The 15,812-nt window shown below is 71.9% G+C and carries 17 protein-coding genes; 8 read left to right on the top strand and 9 right to left on the bottom strand.

Annotation, left to right across the window (positions count from 1 at the left end; genetic code table 11):
• Positions 1-3: 3 nt before the first annotated feature.
• A complete protein-coding gene (gene paaB, locus B1H29_RS34625) occupies positions 4-297 on the bottom strand; it encodes a 1,2-phenylacetyl-CoA epoxidase subunit PaaB (RefSeq protein WP_055420193.1) in 294 nt (97 codons plus the stop codon).
• Positions 294-1,271, bottom strand: a complete 978-nt coding sequence (paaA, locus tag B1H29_RS34620) for a 1,2-phenylacetyl-CoA epoxidase subunit PaaA (RefSeq protein WP_055420194.1) — start codon at positions 1,269-1,271, stop codon at positions 294-296. Before paaA ends, paaB begins: the two co-directional genes overlap by 4 nt.
• A gap of 228 nt (positions 1,272-1,499) precedes the next feature.
• Between paaA and paaI the strand changes: the two genes are divergently transcribed.
• From paaI to B1H29_RS34605, 3 genes are all read left to right on the top strand, one after another.
• Positions 1,500-1,913, top strand: a complete 414-nt coding sequence (paaI, locus tag B1H29_RS34615) for a hydroxyphenylacetyl-CoA thioesterase PaaI (RefSeq protein ID WP_199832423.1) — start codon at positions 1,500-1,502, stop codon at positions 1,911-1,913.
• Positions 1,910-3,256: a phenylacetate--CoA ligase PaaK gene (gene paaK, locus B1H29_RS34610; protein ID WP_055420195.1), complete on the top strand. Its 1,347-nt coding sequence runs from the start codon at positions 1,910-1,912 to the stop codon at positions 3,254-3,256. Before paaI ends, paaK begins: the two co-directional genes overlap by 4 nt.
• A gap of 133 nt (positions 3,257-3,389) precedes the next feature.
• Positions 3,390-4,688, top strand: coding sequence for a flavin-containing monooxygenase (locus tag B1H29_RS34605; RefSeq protein WP_055420196.1), 1,299 nt, complete (start codon positions 3,390-3,392; stop codon positions 4,686-4,688).
• Positions 4,689-4,787: 99 nt separating this feature from the next.
• On the opposite strand, the gene B1H29_RS34600 is transcribed toward B1H29_RS34605, so the two are convergent.
• From B1H29_RS34600 to B1H29_RS34575, 6 genes are all read right to left on the bottom strand, one after another.
• Positions 4,788-5,900, bottom strand: coding sequence for a tryptophan dimethylallyltransferase family protein (locus B1H29_RS34600; RefSeq protein ID WP_055420876.1), 1,113 nt, complete (start codon positions 5,898-5,900; stop codon positions 4,788-4,790).
• Positions 5,901-6,122: 222 nt separating this feature from the next.
• The gene (locus B1H29_RS34595) at positions 6,123-7,472 is read right to left on the bottom strand and encodes a cytochrome P450 (RefSeq protein ID WP_055420197.1); all 1,350 of its coding nucleotides are present in this window, start codon (positions 7,470-7,472) and stop codon (positions 6,123-6,125) included.
• 15 nt (positions 7,473-7,487) lie between these two features.
• The gene (locus B1H29_RS34590) at positions 7,488-8,081 is read right to left on the bottom strand and encodes a GTP-binding protein (protein ID WP_055420198.1); all 594 of its coding nucleotides are present in this window, start codon (positions 8,079-8,081) and stop codon (positions 7,488-7,490) included.
• Positions 8,056-8,433: a DUF742 domain-containing protein gene (locus B1H29_RS34585; RefSeq protein WP_055420199.1), complete on the bottom strand. Its 378-nt coding sequence runs from the start codon at positions 8,431-8,433 to the stop codon at positions 8,056-8,058. Before B1H29_RS34585 ends, B1H29_RS34590 begins: the two co-directional genes overlap by 26 nt.
• Complete coding sequence (locus B1H29_RS34580; protein WP_053126708.1) at positions 8,430-8,831, bottom strand: roadblock/LC7 domain-containing protein; 402 nt, start codon at positions 8,829-8,831, stop codon at positions 8,430-8,432. Before B1H29_RS34580 ends, B1H29_RS34585 begins: the two co-directional genes overlap by 4 nt.
• Positions 8,828-10,000, bottom strand: coding sequence for an ATP-binding protein (locus B1H29_RS34575; protein WP_055420200.1), 1,173 nt, complete (start codon positions 9,998-10,000; stop codon positions 8,828-8,830). Before B1H29_RS34575 ends, B1H29_RS34580 begins: the two co-directional genes overlap by 4 nt.
• A gap of 337 nt (positions 10,001-10,337) precedes the next feature.
• Here B1H29_RS34575 and B1H29_RS34570 point away from each other — a divergent pair, with 337 nt between their 5' ends.
• The 5 genes from B1H29_RS34570 (at position 10,338) to B1H29_RS34550 (ending at position 14,851) form a co-directional block, all read left to right on the top strand.
• Positions 10,338-11,090, top strand: a complete 753-nt coding sequence (locus B1H29_RS34570; protein WP_199832424.1) for a sulfite exporter TauE/SafE family protein — start codon at positions 10,338-10,340, stop codon at positions 11,088-11,090.
• A gap of 144 nt (positions 11,091-11,234) precedes the next feature.
• Positions 11,235-11,960, top strand: a complete 726-nt coding sequence (locus B1H29_RS34565) for a S1 family peptidase (protein WP_055420202.1) — start codon at positions 11,235-11,237, stop codon at positions 11,958-11,960.
• Positions 11,961-12,206: 246 nt separating this feature from the next.
• Entirely contained in the window at positions 12,207-13,043 is an 837-nt protein-coding gene (locus B1H29_RS34560; protein ID WP_055420203.1) for an ABC transporter ATP-binding protein, read from the top strand.
• A gap of 139 nt (positions 13,044-13,182) precedes the next feature.
• On the top strand, positions 13,183-13,590 hold the full coding sequence (locus B1H29_RS34555; protein WP_234393121.1) for a hypothetical protein: 408 nt from the start codon (positions 13,183-13,185) through the stop codon (positions 13,588-13,590).
• A 295-nt stretch (positions 13,591-13,885) separates the two neighbouring features.
• Complete coding sequence (locus tag B1H29_RS34550) at positions 13,886-14,851, top strand: YihY/virulence factor BrkB family protein (RefSeq protein ID WP_055420205.1); 966 nt, start codon at positions 13,886-13,888, stop codon at positions 14,849-14,851.
• Between the two features lie 50 nt (positions 14,852-14,901).
• Here B1H29_RS34550 and B1H29_RS34545 read toward each other — a convergent pair whose 3' ends face one another.
• Complete coding sequence (locus B1H29_RS34545; RefSeq protein ID WP_055420206.1) at positions 14,902-15,777, bottom strand: oxygenase MpaB family protein; 876 nt, start codon at positions 15,775-15,777, stop codon at positions 14,902-14,904.
• Between the last annotated feature and the right edge of the window lie 35 nt (positions 15,778-15,812).

Raw genomic sequence — 15,812 nt, 5'->3', positions numbered from 1 at the left:
CTCCTAGATGTGGGGGACGTCGTCGGGGATGTCGTAGAAGGTCGGGTGGCGGTAGACCTTGTCGGCGCTGGGGGCGAAGAAGGGGTCCTTCTCGTCGCGGGTGGACGCGGTGATGTGCTCGGAGCGCACGACCCAGATGCTCACGCCTTCGTTGCGCCGGGTGTAGAGGTCCCGGGCGTGGGTGAGGGCCATGCGGTCGTCGGCGGCGTGCAGCGAACCGACGTGGACGTGGTTGAGGCCGCGCTTGCCGCGCACGAACACCTCGTACAGCGGCCAGCCCTGCTTGTCGGAGGTCATGCCGCCGCTCCCTTCTCCGTACGGGCCGCCCGCTTGGCCGCGTGGGCGGTGGCCGCCTCGCGCACCCAGGCGCCCTCCTCGTGTGCGCTCCGCCGCCGCTGGATCCGCTGCTCGTTGCACGGTCCGTCGCCCTTGATGACGCGCATCAGCTCGTCCCAGTCGGGGGTGCCGAAGTCGTGGTGCCCGGTCTCCTCGTTCCAGCGCAGCTCCGGGTCGGGCAGGGTGACGCCGAGCTTCTCGGCCTGCGGGACGGTCATGTCCACGAAGCGCCGGCGCAGTTCGTCGTTGCTGTGCCGCTTGATCTTCCAGGCCATGGACTGCGCGGAGTTGGGCGAGGCGTCGTCGGGCGGGCCGAACATCATCAGGGACGGCCACCACCAGCGGTTCACCGCGTCCTGGACCATCTCCCGCTGGGCGCCGGTGCCGCGCATCATCGTCATCAGCAGTTCGTAGCCCTGCCGCTGGTGGAAGGACTCCTCCTTGCAGATGCGCACCATCGCGCGTGCGTACGGGCCGTAGGAGCTGCGGCACAGCGGGACCTGGTTGCAGATCGCCGCGCCGTCCACGAACCAGCCGATCACACCTACGTCGGCGAAACTCAGGGTCGGGTAGTTGAAGATCGACGAGTACTTCTGGCGCCCCTCGATCAGCCGCTGGTTGAGGTCGTCGCGGTCCGCGCCGAGCGTCTCTGCCGCCGAGTACAGGTACAGCCCGTGGCCGGCCTCGTCCTGGACCTTGGCGAACAGGATCGCCTTGCGGCGCAGCGACGGCGCCCGGGTGATCCACTCGCCCTCCGGCTGCATGCCGATGATCTCCGAGTGGGCGTGCTGGGCGATCTGCCGGATCAGCGTCTTGCGGTATCCCTCCGGCATCCAGTCGCGCGGTTCGATGCGCTGGTCGTGCGCGATCGTCGCGTCGAAGTGCTCCTGCAGTCCGTCCGGGGGCGGCGCCTCGGCGGCGTGTGTCGTGGTCATCGTCACCAGCTTCCCAACCGACCATTCGTTCGGTATCAGTGTGACGCGTTTCTTGGTGCCGGGCAAGACCCGGGGGGACCCCACCGGCACACTCTTGACAGGGCCACCACGCTCCTGGATTACTGGGCCCTGCCGTGCACTAACCGAATGGTCGGTCGGGAGACAAGGTGGTGGGACCACGTGGCGGGAAAGCTGTCGCAGGCCATTGAGCCGACGCCCACGGAGGTGATGTTCCGCGCGGACGAGGCGTCGCGGCGGCTGGGCATCGAGCTGGTCGAGCACGACGAGGGAACCGCCGTGCTCCGTATGACCGTGACCCCGACGATGGTGAACGGACACGGGATCGCCCACGGCGGCTACCTGTTCCTGCTCGCCGACACGGCCTTCGCCTGCGCCTGCAACAGCCACGGTCCGGTGACCGTGGCGGCGGGTGCCGACATCGTGTTCGTCGCGCCGGCCCGCGAGGGCGACACGCTCGTGGCGCGTGCCGAGGAGCGGGCCCGGTTCGGCCGCAGCGGCGTCTACGACGTGACCGTGCGGCGCGGCGCGGAAGTGATCGCGGAGTTCCGCGGACGCAGCCGCAGCGTGCGGGACACCACGGCGCGCGAGACACCGGGCACGACGACGAAGGAGTCGCGATGAGCAGCGAGCCGACGACCGGGACGGCCCCCGCGCCCCGCCGGGGAGAGCCCCTCCCCCACGACCTGCTGGACGACGCCGAGCGGCTCTCCCGGGAGCAGCTCGAGGAGCTCCAGCTCGGTCGTCTGCGCGACACTCTGCGGCACGCCTACGAGAACGTGGAGCCGTACCGGAAGAAGTTCGACGCCGCCGGGGTGACGCCCGACGACTGCCGCAGTCTGGCGGACCTGTCCCGGTTCCCCTTCACCACCAAGGCCGACCTGCGGGACACCTACCCCTTCGGCATGTTCGCCGTCCCGATGGCCGACGTGCGGCGCGTGCACGCCTCCAGCGGCACCACCGGCCGTGCCACCGTCGTCGGTTACACGGAGCGCGACCTGTCGATGTGGGCGGACGTCATCGCCCGCTCGATCCGGGCCGCGGGCGGCCGCCCCGGCCACAAGGTGCACATCTCCTACGGCTACGGGCTGTTCACCGGCGGCCTGGGCGCGCACTACGGCGCCGAACGCGCCGGGTGCACGGTGATCCCGGCCTCCGGCGGCATGACGGCCCGGCAGGTACAGATCATCCAGGACTTCCGGCCCGAGATCATCATGGTCACCCCGTCCTACATGCTCACCCTGCTCGACGAGTTCGAACGGCAGGGCGTCGATCCGCGCACCAGCTCCCTCAAGGTCGGCATCTTCGGCGCCGAGCCGTGGACCGAGGAGATGCGCCGTGAGATCGAGGAGCGCATGGACATCCACGCCGTGGACATATACGGGCTGTCCGAGGTGATCGGCCCCGGTGTGGCGCAGGAGTGCGTGGAGACCAAGGACGGTCTGCACGTGTGGGAGGACCACTTCTACCCGGAGGTGGTCGACCCGCTCACGGACGCCGTGCTCGCCGAGGGCGAGGAGGGTGAGGTCGTCTTCACCTCCCTCACCAAGGAGGCGCTCCCGGTGATCCGCTACCGCACGCGCGACCTGTCCCGGTTGCTGCCGGGCACCGCCCGGCCCGCCTTCCGCCGCATGCAGAAGGTCACCGGCCGCTGCGACGACATGATCATCCTGCGCGGGGTGAACGTCTTCCCCACCCAGATCGAGGAGATCGTGCTGCGCACGCCCGGCGTCGCCCCGCACTTCCAGATCCAGCTCACCGAGCGCGGCCGCATGGACCACATGCTCGTACGTGTCGAGGCGCGGCCCGACGCCGGCCCCGACCAGCGCGCGGCGGCCGCCCGGGCGATCGGCCAGGGTGTCAAGGACGGCGTGGGCGTCACCGTCGAGGTGGAGGTCGTCGACCCCGAGACCCTGGAGCGCTCACTGGGCAAGCTCCGCCGGGTCCGGGATCTCCGCCGGGCATGACCGTCGGCAGACAGAGGGGCGAAACGTGAGCACCGACACGTCTGTTCGCTCCTCGTGCCGGTGTGCGCAGGGGTGCGGATGGGCAGTGAATGCGTGATCGGGGGAGATTGAGTACGTCCTGGGGGTAAATGCCGTGCGCGTGTGTGTGATCGGTGCAGGTCTGTCGGGACTGGCGGTGGCCCACGCCCTCAAGGAGCGTGGCATCGGGTTCGTCTGTCTGGAGAAGGCGCCCGACGTCGGCGGGATCTGGCGTCAGCCGGAGGCCGGCGAGCGGGGCCCCGGGTACCTGTCGCTGCACCTCAACACCGCCAAGCAACTGACCGGTTACGCCGGCTTCCCGATGCCGGACTCGTATCCGCTCTACCCCCGGCACAGCCAGGTCGCCGCCTATCTGCGCACCTTCGCCGAGTGGGCCGGCCTGCGCGACCACGTCGAACTGCGGACCGAGGTGGTGTCCGTCGACCAGGGCGCGGACGGGATGTGGACGGTCGTCAGCCGGGACGCGGACGGCGCGGTGGCGTCGCGGCGGTTCGAGCAGGTGATCGTCGCCTCGGGGCACCACACCGACCCCGCGCTGCCGGACCCCCTCCCGGCGGGTTCCGAATCCTTCGCCGGAACGATTCTCCACTCTCTCGACTACCGCGACGGCGGCGACTTCACCGGCCGGCGCGTCGTCGTGGTGGGCCTAGGGGCGTCGGCGGTGGACATCGCGGCGGACCTCTCCCGGCATGCGGCACAGACCGTGCTCTCGGTGCGCCGGGGACTGCACATCGTGCCCAAGCAGCTCTTCGGGTTGTCGCTCGACGAGATCGCCGAGGCGCCGTGGTGGAACGAGATGTCCTTCGCCGAGCGACGCCGGTGGGCCGAGCAGGCCCTGCTCGTCGCGCGCGGCAGGCTGGCCGACTACGGACTGCCCGAGCCCGACCACCCGCTCTTCTCCTCGGCCGTGACCCTCTCGGACGAGATCCTCAGCCGGATCCGGCACGGTGCCATCACCCCGAAGCCCGCGATCGCCTCCTTCGACGGCGGCCGGGTCGTCTTCACCGACGGCACCTCCGTGCCGGCGGACGCGGTCGTGTACTGCACCGGCTTCCACCTGACCTTCCCGTTCCTGCCCGCCGGTTGCCCGGTGGCGGCGGACGGCTCGGTCGAGCTGTACAGACGGGTGGTCGCGCCCGGCCGGCCGGGACTGTACTTCGTCGGGCTCGTCCGTCCGGTGGGCGCGATCACCCGCTTGGTGGAGGCCCAGGCCCAGTGGGTGGCGCGGATCGTCGGCGGCGAGACGGACCTGCCCTCGGCGGACGGGATGCGCGAGGAGATCGGCACGTACCTCGCCGGCATCGTGCAGCGGTACGGCCGGGCGCAGGGCGCCTCGATCCAGGTGGACGTGGGCCCGTACCTGGCGGAGTTCCGCGAGTCGCTGCCCGTGTAGCCGTCCCGCCGGGCGCCGTCGCCGGCGCCGGGCCACCACCTCCGTGACCAGGCTCCCGGTGCGTTCCACCGGGAGCCCTGTGGTGTCCGGACGGTCCGCTCAGCGCACCGCCACCGGCCGGCGGTCATCCGCCACGGCCGGCGGCCTGACCGCGTACGCCTCCGAGGAGAGGTAGGCCGTCACCCGGGGCGGGCGGTCCTGCTGGTGGGCCAGCGCCAGGTAGGCGATCAGCCCCACGCCGTCCTCGGGCCGTCGGTCGGTGACGGCGGCGAGAGCCCGGACCAGCACCGAGGCGTCCATGCCGTGGTGGCGCAGCACGCCCGCCGCCCGGGTCAGGGCCTCCCCGTCGTGCCGTGCGTAGTCCCTGACCGGGATGTGCAGGGTGAAGCCGCTCGGCCGGGCGGTGGTGGTGTCGGTGAAGGAGTGGCAGGACAGGCCGGGCCGTCCGCTGAGCCGGGTCAGGCCGGGGCCGAGGCCCGCGGCCGATCGGTGGAATCCCTCGATCGCCGCCGGACCGGGACCCGGGGTCATGCGGCACAGCCGCCCGGCCTGGCCGGCCGTGAGGCCGTCGTGGCGCACGTAGACCTTCGCCCGGGGCTCCTCCCAGTCCCCCAGGTCCAGAGCGAGGAAGGGATAGCCGCTCCCCTGGGGCAGGCCGTCGAAGGCGTGCCGGTGGCCCAGCCGGTGCAGAGCCTCGCGCACCGTCCCGGCGGAACGTTCCGCCCCGTTCGCGGCCGGGTTCAGATAGACCTTGACCTTGGGCACACCGCCGGGTCTCAGCTCCAGGGCGCACCACAGGGCCAGGGGGCCTTGCGGATCGGGCGGCAGGAACAGGTCCCGGAGTTCGTCGAGCGGGCCGGTGGTGAAGTTCCAGCGCCGGGCCATCGCCCGGATCACCTCGAGTCCGACGCGGCCGCCCTGGGCCAGGCTGTCTGCGCCGCAGCCTGGTTCCAGGAGCACCCGCAGGACGGGAGCCTCGTCCATCTGGAAGGAGAGCGAGAACTCCACGGGGGTGTGGTCGTCGGACAGGAACGTGCGGCTGGGCGGCGGCTGGTTCAGCGGCCGCCCGGCCACCGGTCCCAGCGCGTCGGCCAGGACGTGGGCGTAGGTCTCGGCGTCGGCCGCACACAGGCCGGCGACCGCGCCGAGTCTTCGCAACTGGCCGCTCGTGAAGGCACCGAGCGTCGCTGTGCCCCGCGGGCCCGCGTCCATCGGTGCGGCGGTCACCGGCCCGTCCCCGGCCGGGGCCGCACAGCGAGATACCCGCCTGGGGAGGCGGGTATCGGGGGGATCGGCGGCGGGTAAGCGGCGTTCGTGGATATGTGGTCCACGAAACCTCCTTTTACTCGTAAGCAACTTGAATGCCGCGTTGCTCACTACCCGTGCCGTTACACCTTCATGCGGAAGGGGCAGTCCGGGCGTATGTTGCGCATGTCACCGTGTGAGCCAGTTGAGGAACTGGCTCCACATGCCGCTGCGTTCGCCCGGCCGGGCCGGACCCGCCGGCTGCTCCCGCTCGGCCGTCCCGGTACCCGGCTGCGGGTCACCACGGCGCCCGGACCGCACCGGGGTGAAGCGGGCCGGGAGCGTGGCCAGGGCCCGGTTGAAGGGACCCGGACGCCACGTCAGGCTGTCCTCGGGTACGGCGAGTTCGACGTCGGGCAGTTCGTTGAAGAGGTGCTCGATGGCGGTGACCGTGATGTGCCGGGCCGGTTCCTTGGACGGGCAGGCGTGCGGTCCCGCGCTCCAGGCCAGGTGCGCGCGGTTGCTGCCGGCCTGGCGCGAGGCCTTCAGGGCCGGGCCGGTGTTGGCCGCGGCGAAGCTGACCAGGACCAGGTCGCCCGCGTGCAGTCGCTGTCCGGCGAGTTCCGTGTCCGCGGCCGGGTAGTGCGGCGCGTAGTTCGCCATGGGAGGGTTCTCCCACAGCGTGTCGTCGAGGGCCTCGTCGATCAGGCCGCCCTCGCGGGCGTACCGCTCGTGGGTGAGGAGCCGGTGCAGGGTGTTGCCGATGAGGTTGCGCAGCGGCTCGGCGCCCGCCCCGAGCAGCAGGGCGAGCTGGTGGACCATCTCCTCGTCGGTCAGCCGGGCCTCGTGCCGCATCAGCCAGGAGGTGACGTCCTCACCGGGCTTGCTCCGCTTGAGCGCGACCAGCTCCTCCACCGCCTGGAACAGCACCGCGGTGGCCTTGTCGGCGTTGACGCCGTCGAACATGCCGGAGATGCCGAACAGCACCCGGTCGCCGATGTCGGCGGGACAGCCGAAGAGTTCGTTGAACACGAACAGCGGCAACTGCCGGGCGTAGTCGCCGAGCAGGTCGGCCGAGCCGCGGCCGCCGAACTGGGAGATGAGGTAGCCGGAGATCTGCTCGGTGCTCCGGCTCAGCCGGCGGGTGTCGACCCGCGCCATGCTGTCGGTGACCGCCTGGCGCAGGCGCAGGTGGTCGGCGCCGTCGGCGAACATGCAGTTGGGCCGGTAGGCGAGCAGCGGCGCGACCGGGCTGTCCGGACCCACCTTGCCCTCGTTGAAGGCCCGCCAGCGACGCGCGTCCTTGCGGAAGGAACCGGAGTCCTGCAGCAGTTGGAGCGCCGCCGTGTAGTCCGTGACCAGCGTCGCCTCGACCCCGGGGGACAGTTCGACGGGCGCGGCGGCCCCGTAGTGCCGCAGGTACTCGTAGTACGCCTGCGGGTCGGCGGCGAACTCCGGCCCGTGCAGCGGCACGCGGGCCCCGGAGCCGTGGGCCGGGCACCCCGGCGGCGGCACCGGGGCGGTGTCGTGGGCGTTCATGTCTGCTCCCAGCTCCTAGCGGGTGCGGTCCAGCAAGTAGCGGACGAGAGTGGTCAGTGCGGCGGCCGAGGACTTCTCGTCGCGGGCGTCGCAGGTGACGACGGGGGTGTCGTCGAGCAGGTCGAGCGCCTCGCGCAGCGCCCGCTCGTCGCGCAGCGGTGCCCCGTCGAAGTGGTTGACGGCGATGGCGTAGTCGAGCCCGTAGTGCTCGATGAGGTCGATCACGGGGAAGGAGTCGGCCAGCCGCTCGGGGTCGACCAGCACCAGGGCGCCGAGCGCGCCGCGGGCCATGTCCTCCCACATCTGCACGAAGCGCTGCTGACCGGGCGTGCCGAACAGGTAGAGCACGACGCGGTCGCTGATGGTGAGGCGGCCGAAGTCCATGGCGACCGTGGTGGTGGTCTTGCCCTGGACCCCCTTGAGGTCGTCGACCGACTCGGCGGCCTGCGTCATCGTCTCCTCGGTGGAGAGCGGCTCGATCTCGGAGATGGACCCGATGAGAGTGGTCTTGCCCACCGCGAAGTGCCCGACGACGAGGATCTTCACCGCGGTCTGGGTCGCTCCGCCGCGTACGTAGTCCTGCTCACCCAAACTTGGCGCGGAGGCCATTGAGCACCTCCTCCAGGATCTCCTTGTCGGCCAGGCGCGCGCGGGCCACCGGCGGGCGGGTCGTGACGTAGCCGCCTTCCATGAGGGATGCCAGCAGGATCCGCACCACGCCCAGCGGGAAATGCGTGTGTCCGGCGATCTCGGCGACCGAGAGGTAGCCGGCGGAGCAGAGGTCCAGCAGGCTCTGCTCCTCGGGGGACAGCCGGGTCGGCCGCCGCGCGTCGTCGGCGGAGGCGGTGACCAGGGTGATGAGGGAGAGGTCGTCCTCGTCGGGCAGGCCGCGCCCCTTGGTGATGACGTACGGCCGTACTAATTCGGCCGCCTCGGGCTCCCAGTTGTCGTGGCCGGTCATGAGCGGGTGCCGAGGTTCTCGCGCGGCGGTGTCGTCAGCCGCTTGCCGAGCTGGGCGACGAGTTGCTGCATCCGGAAGGTGATGTCCGCCATGTCGACCTCCGGGGAGGCGGAGACGCCGAGGTAGGCGCCCTCACCGGCGGAGATCAGGAACACCCAGCCCCCGTCGAACTCGACCAGCGTCTGCCGCCACGCCTGGTGCGGGTCCTCACAGAAGAAGGCGAGGGTCCGGCTGAGCGACTGCACACCGCTCATCGCGGCGGCGACCCGGTCCGCGTCGTCCTTGTCGAAGTCCTGCGTCCGGGCCATCAGCAGGCCGTCGGCGGATATCAGGACCGCGTGCAGGGCCCCGGGAATCTCCAGGGCGCTGTCGAGCATCCATGACAGATCGTCGTTCACGAGTCCTCATGTCCTTCTCTGCTTGCACCAGGTGTTCTGCTCGTCCGGTCCGTTTCCTCGGGCCGGGTGACGCGGCCGGTCTGCGTGCCCCGTTGGAAGGCACCCATGACCTGTGCCTGCTCGGAGTCGGAGCGGCCCGCTTGGCGCGGGGCGGAGGAACTGCCGGGCACGATGGCCATCGGGCGCTTGCGACGCCGCCGGGGCAGACCGTCACCGGTCTCGGCGGAGGTGAGCGAGGCCTCCGGTCCGCCGTCCGGGCCCGGCCGGGCCGTGCCGCGGGCGGCGGGGGCGGGAGCCTTCCTCTCCGGCATGGCGGTGAGCAGTTCATGCGGCAACAGGACCACCGCGCGTACACCTCCGTAGGGGGAGGAGGAGTCCACCGACGCCTCGAAGCCGAAACGCTCGCACAGCAGACCGATGACCGCGAAGCCAAACTGCGGTGGGTTGCCGAGACCCGCCACGCCCGAGGCCCGCTCGGTGGCGAGCAGCTTGTCGGCGCGGGCGCGTTCCTCGTCGCTCATGCCGACACCGGCGTCGTCGACGACGACGCAGATACCCTTGGGCACCGTCCGGATGTTGATCTCGACGACGGTGTCCGGGCTGGAGTAGCTGGTCGCGTTGTCGAGCAGCTCCGCGAGGGCCAGGGCGACGGGTTCGACGGCCCGGCTGGTGATGCCGAAGTCGACCTGGGAGAGGATCTCCACCCGGCGGAAGTGCCGGATCCGGCCCTGGGCGCTGCGCACCACGTCGTACACCGAGGCGGTGTCGCGCCGGCCGCCCAGCCAGCCGTCGCACAGGACCGCGATGGACTGGGCGCGCCGGCCGAACTGCGAGTTGGTGTGGTCGATCTCCAGCAGGTCCTGCAGGAGCGCCGAGTCACCGTACTTGGTCTGCAGCCGGGAGAGCACCAGTTGCTGCTCGGCGGCGAGGCCCTGCAGGGTCCGCATGGCCGATTTCAGGACGGTCTTCGTCTCGTCCTCGGCCCGCTCCTGGGCCGCCTGCACGGACTTGCCGTAATTGTTCTCCAGCTCTGTGTAGTGATCCCTGAGACCCTGGACCTGCTGCCGCAGACTTCGCGCCGCCCTGCGCTGGCGGCCGATGAGCGCGGCGGCGGCTACGAGGGCGACGAGAAGGACCCAGAGCAATGGGTTCCCCATGTATTCCGTCATAAGACTCTCTTCAGGCGACTGAAGGCCGGCTTGCTGGATTCCCGTCCAGGCGGGCGGCCCGGTGGACTGCCCGCACCGAGGTTGCCGTACGGGCTGTCCCTGAAGCCGGGTATGCCGTCTTTCACCCACCCGCCCGCTCCGCAAACGCGGTGATCGTATCACCGCGTGATCAGGTGAATTTACGTCAAGAAGCGTCCAGACAGGACCGGTTGGGACCGGCACCTGCCTCGACTCCGGCGGTGGGTACAGTCGGCCCCGTGAAAGATGCACAAGACACCTTCCGGCCGGGCCCGGGGGCGGGGGCGGCGCGGGACGGCACGGCGTGACGCCGGAGGCCATGGCCGCGGTGTTCGCGGCGGGCGTCGGGGCCGGGGCGATCAACAGCGTCGTCGGCTCCGGGACCCTCATCACCTTTCCCGTACTGCTGGCCACGGGACTGTCCCCCGTCACCGCCACGGTCTCCAACGCGCTCGGCCTCATCCCCGGATCCGTCAGCGGCGCCATCGGCTACCGCAAGGAGCTGAGCGGCCAGCGTCGCCGCATCCTCAAGCTGGGCGTCGGGGCGCTGATCGGCGGCCTCACGGGCGCCACGCTGCTGCTGTCCCTGCCGGCCGACGCGTTCGAGACGATCGTGCCGGCCCTGGTGGGTCTGGCCCTGGTGCTGGTGGCGCTCCAGCCCCGGCTCGGCCGAACGGTGCAGCGCCGCCGCGAACGCACCGGCGCCTCCCCCCGCCGTGACGGCGGTCCGCTGCTGTTCGCCGGCCTGACGCTCGCCAGCGTCTACGGCGGCTACTTCGCGGCCGCGCAGGGGATCATCTACCTGTCCCTGATGGGCATGCTCCTCGACGAGTCCCTGCAACGCCTCAACGCCGTCAAGAACGTCCTGTCCGCCGTCGTCAACACCGTCGCCGCGCTCTTCTTCCTCTTCGCCGCGGACTTCGACTGGACGGCGGTCGCGCTCATCGCGGTCGGCTCGGCCCTCGGCGGTTACCTCGGCGCCAAGGTGGGCCGCCGCTTCAGCCCGCTCGTCCTGCGGATCCTGGTCGTGACGGTGGGCACCGTCGCCCTCGTACAGCTCCTGCTCCGCTGACAGGCTCCGCCGGTCCCGGCCCCCGCCATAACGGCGCGTTATGAGAAGTCGGGATTGGTGGCCCCGGGTCCGCGCCGGACATGCTGAGCGGCGCCCCCACACATCAACACGCGCCCCCACGCGTGTCGTCGGAATCGAGGAGCCTTGCGAATAACCCGACTCGTCCCCACCTTGACGGCCGCTGTCACGGCAGCGCTGCTGTCCCTCGCGCTCGTGCCGAGCGCCGCCGCCGCGGAGCCCGGGCCCGGTGACGGCGGCCCCCAGCCGATCATCGGCGGCGGCTACGCGCAGAACGCCCCCTGGGCGGCCCGGCTGTTCTCCAACGGAACCCAGACCTGCTCCTCGACCATCATCTCCCCCACCTGGATCCTCACCGCCAAGCACTGCGTGAGCGGCGGAAACCTCTCCTTCCGCATCGGCAGCCTCGACCAGAGCTCCGGCGGCACCGTGGCCAACGGCGTCCAGACCGTCACCCACTCCTCGTCGGACCTCGCGCTGGTCCGGCTCGACCGCTCCGTCTCCGCCTCCTACGCACAGCTCGGGCAGCCGGGCACGGTGCGGGTCGGCCAGAGCGTGCAGGTCTACGGCTGGGGCGCCACCTCCCGGTGCGGCTCGGAGATCAACTGCCAGTCCCGGTACCTGAAGGTCGCCAACCTGACCGTCACCCGCGGGTGTTACGACGCCTACTACGGTCAGGCGATCTGCGCCCGCGCCGGTGACGGCATCACCGCGGGCGGCGACTCCGGCGGCCCGATGACGGCCGGCGGCGTCCAGGTGGGCGTCGCCTCCACCAGCGACCGGCAGACCACTACGGCGTACACGAACCTGACCGCCTACCGCTCGTGGATCCAGTCCGTGGCGGGCGTCTGACCGTCGCCCCTCGGGGGGAACCCGGCCCCGGACCCGGCCTGCCTCCGTCACGGCGTCACGGCGAAGGCAGGCGCGGGACCCGCGCCCGTTCGGAGCACCCCGGCTCCCGGCACCAGCGGTACGGCCTGCGCAACCCCGGAGTGCCGGTGCCCGCCGTCCAGGAACCGGACGGCCCGGCAAGCGCGTGGTGAGTGCACCTATCGTGCGCCGTGAACGGTCGGCGTCCCCGCGCGAAGGAGCTCCGGTATGGCCGGACAGACGGACAGGTCCCTGGTGAACGAGTATGAGACGGCCGTACTCCGGCTCCTGGACGTGGGCGTCCGCCGCTACACGACGGACCAGCTCATCCTCGACGGGATCGACTGGACGGTCCGGCCGGGAGAGCACTGGGCCCTGCTGGGGGCCAACGGCGCCGGGAAGACCACCCTTCTGCGGCTGCTCGGCGCGCTCATGCACCCCACGGCCGGCACCGTCGACGTCCTCGGCAGCCGGCTCGGCCGGGTGGACGTGCGCGAACTCCGGGCGCGCATCGGCCACGTCACCTCCGCCCAGCGGGTGCCACAGGGCCTGACCGCCCACGCGGTCGTGCTCACCGGCCACAGCGGCACCGTGCAGCCCCTGTGGCGAACGTACGGCGACGAGGTCCGGCTCCGCGCCCACGAGCTCCTGACCGAACTCGGCGTCAAGGAGCTGGCGGACCGGCCGTACGGGGTCTGCTCGGGTGGGCAGCGGGCGCGCGTCCTCATCGCCCGGGCGCTGATGCCCGACCCCGCGCTGCTGCTCCTGGACGAGCCGTTCAACGCCCTGGACCTGCCGTCCCGCGAGGACCTCGTCGAGGCCATGCACCAACTGGCCGAGGGGCGCCCGCGACTGGCGACGGTGACGGTCACCCACCACCTGGAGGAGTTGTTCCCGGCCGTCAGCCACGCCCTGCTGCTGCGTGAGGGCCGGACCCTGTCCCGGGGGCCGGTGGACGAGGTCCTGACCGACTCCCTCCTGACCGCCTGCTTCGGCCGTGACATCACGGTGGCCAGGCGCGACGGCCGCTGGTCCGCCTACTCCGGCAGGAGCACCCGGGGTTAGGGACAGTCACACCGGAAGACCGACCGCATGCGGGAGGCGAACCCGCTCGAGGTGACTGTCTCCGTACCGGCCCCGGCACGCCGCCCCGGCCGGCCGGCGGGATCGGCGCGCCGTCTCGCGGCTGCTAGGTTCGACCCCCGTGCATCCACAAGTCTTCGACATGCGGTTCCGTGAACGCAGCCGCCGGACGACGGGCCTCGGCTTCGGCCTGCTCGCCGTCGCGACCCTGCTGTGGGTGTGGTGCGGCGTACTGCTCACCACCCCTTACGAGATCGACCGCGCCTACTCGACCGACCCGGTGGAGTGCGAGGCCCGCCTCTTCACCGACGACGGGACCGCGAACGAGGGGGCGTCCCAGGACCCGTGCGGTGACGAACGGGACTGGCCCGAGGCACTGGCCCTGCTCGGCCTCTCCGTCCCGGTGTCCGTCGCGGGCGGGGTGCTCCTCACCACCGGGCTCCTCGGTGCGCGGGTGAGCGAGCACGCCGCCGAACTCGCCCGCCTGCGCGAACTCGCCGCCCGGGACAAGGGAGAGACGGGCGCGTAAGCCCCTGCCCGCACGGCGGAGCGGACGGCGGGAGGGCGGCCCCGGACGTATCGGCGTACGGAACGTCCGGGACCGCCCCTCGGCTCCCCCGCCGGGGGACTGCCCACCTGACGGCGCGGGAAAACGGGACGCGAGGCGAACCGGTCCGAGTGCACCCCCACGGGTTACCCGGGTCAACACGGCGACCCCGTCGAGTTACGAGGTCGTCCCGCCCGCGCTGCCGGCTCGTTCACGGGGCATGCGCACGGGTGGAGGACCTCCGCCACACCCGCCCGACCCGAGGAGCAGCCGCACCGTGGGAACCGCCGTCCACGTCCCGCAGACCCGGGACATGCTCGGAGACGAACTCTCCGGCGACGAAGCCCTGACCGCCCTGCGCCGGTACGGCGGCCTGCGGCTGCTGACCGACTCCTTCACCCGGTTCCGCTACGCGGACGGCTTCACCAACGCGCGGGCCCTCGCCTTCCAGGTGGTGCTGGGCCTGGTCCCGTTCACCATCGTGCTCGTCGGCCTCGCCACGTCGGTGCACACCGAAGGTGTGGGACGGGTCATCGAGCTCACCCTCGGCCGGATCGTGCCGGGCGCCAGTGCCGACGTCGTGGAGAAGGCCTTCGAGGGCACCCGGCGCAGCGCCGGCAGCGACGCGTGGAGCACGCTCGCGCTGTGGCTGGGCCTGGCGTTCGCCGTACTGAACCTCGCCTCGGCCATGGGCCAGATCGAGCGCGGCGCCAACCGCATCTACGGCATCGAGCGCGACCGGCCCCTCCCCCGCAAGTACGCGCGGGCCCTGGTGCTCGCGCTCACCGCCGGCCTGCCCATGGTGCTGGGGTTCCTCGTGCTCGTCGCCGGCGAGGCCGTCGGGGACGCGGTGGCCCGCACCTTCGGCGACCGGGACGGCGGCACCGGGTGGTGGGGCGTGCTGGAGGTACCGGCGGGACTGCTGCTGGCCTGGGTCGCCTCGGCGGTGATCCTGCGCTGGTCGCCCCGCCGCGACCAGCCCGGCTACACCTGGCTGGCCTTCGGCTCGGCGGTCCACCTCGTGCTGTGGGTCTCGGCGACCTGGCTGCTCGCGCTGTACGTCGGGCACAGCGGCGCCTTCGGCGCCGTCTACGGCCCGCTCACCGCTTTCATCGCACTGCTGCTGTGGGCGAACCTCACCGCCGTGGCGCTCTTCCTCGGCATCGCGTTCGCCGCCCAGTTGGAAGCGGCCCGGGCCGGCATCCACACGGCGGCGCGGCCGGATCCGGGGCCGGGTGCCTGACGACCCCGGCCGTCGACGACCCGGCCGACCGGCGAAGAGCGGGCCCGGGACTACGCCGCGTCGCGGGGCGGGCGCAGCGCCCAGCGGATCCCCGCGGTCACGGCCACGCCGAGCGGGCGTACGCACACACCCTCCGCCGGAGGAACGCGCGGCAGCCACAGGGCGCGCGAGGCCCAACCCGGCAGGAGCGAGACCGCGTTGGCGGCGACGACCGCGTACGGAAGACGTGCGAGCAGCGGAACGGGCGGATTCAGGAGCAGGAACCGGGCGGTGCTCCGCGCCTCGCCGGTCGCGCGCAGTTCCCCGCGATAGGCCGCCAGCCGCTCCGCGAGTCCGGCGCGGTCCACGGGCGGGTCCGGGACGCCGAGCGCGGTGGCGATGCGTGCCGTGTCGGCCACGTACCCGTCGCACGCATCGTCGTCGAGGGGCCGGGCGCCGTAGCGCTGGTGGGCGCGCAGGAAGCTGTCGACCTCGGCGACGTGCACCCAGCAGAGCAGGTGCGGATCCGCGGCGGCGTACGCCTGCCCCTCCGCGGTGGTGCCGCGCACGCTGTCGTGCACGGCCCGGACCCGCTCGCACGCCTCCCGCGCGCTGTCGGCCGGTCCGTAGGTGGTGACGGCCAGGAAGGTACTGGTCCGCTGCAGCCGGCCCCAGGGGTCCCCGCGGAATCCGGAGTGCGCGGCGACGGCGGCCATGGCCAGGGGATGGAGGGACTGGAGCAGCAGGGCGGTCAGGCCCCCGATGAACATCGAGGCGTCCCCGTGCACCCGCCTGATCGGCCGCTCCGGGCCGAACCAGCGTGGGCCCGGTGTGCCGTGGATGCGGGCGTGGTTGTCCGGCCCCTCCGGCCCCGCGACCTTGGAGAAGATCATGTCGCCGAGCCGTGCGCGCGGGTCCAGACGGCTGCTTGCGGGAAGAGGTCTCATGGCTGCCGGGCCCTCCTTCGCCTGGTGCGGCCGGG

The organism is Streptomyces pactum (assembly GCF_002005225.1).
Taxonomy (GTDB): domain Bacteria; phylum Actinomycetota; class Actinomycetes; order Streptomycetales; family Streptomycetaceae; genus Streptomyces; species Streptomyces pactum_A.
The sequence above is the reverse complement of the archived record's forward strand: the minus strand, read 5'-3'. Positions and strand labels throughout refer to the sequence as shown.